Consider the following 489-nt stretch of genomic DNA (forward strand, 5'->3'; position numbering starts at 1 on the left):
ATTATACCCAATCACGGGTAAATCCCAGGCTTCACCAATCAGGCTAAATGCGGGAACCCAGGTTTCATGACCATCGGCCATTGTCACGATTTCGCCACCAAACCTGACGCTGACTTTTAATTGCGTGTTATGGCGAAACCATGGGTAGGACTCGCGTTCCCAATTATCAGGTGTTTAAATTTGTTGCTCATTTTCAAAGGATTGGCGTAAAAGACCATATTGATAATTGAGACCATACCCGATAGCAGGTTGATTGAGAGTTTCCATTGAGTCGAGAAAACAGGCTGCTAGCCTTACTAACCCACCATTGCCCAATGCGGGATCGGTTTCTTCTTCCAGCACGTCACTCATAATGATGCCATTTTCTGCCAGATAAGATTGAATATCGTTATACCAACCAAGATTCAATAAATTGTTGGCTGTCAGTCGGCCGATCAGAAATTCCATCGAGATATAGTTCACGTGGCGTTGATTGTCAGAGGATGGATT

1 pseudogene is annotated in these 489 nt (G+C 44.2%); it reads right to left on the reverse strand.

The features are described 5' to 3' along the window. Window positions 1-489 (reverse strand): annotated as a pseudogene (locus AAY47_RS21125) (glycogen/starch/alpha-glucan phosphorylase); the annotation flags it as partial.

Source organism: Xenorhabdus griffiniae (assembly GCF_001028135.1).
GTDB classification, from domain to species: Bacteria; Pseudomonadota; Gammaproteobacteria; order Enterobacterales; family Enterobacteriaceae; genus Xenorhabdus; species Xenorhabdus bakwenae.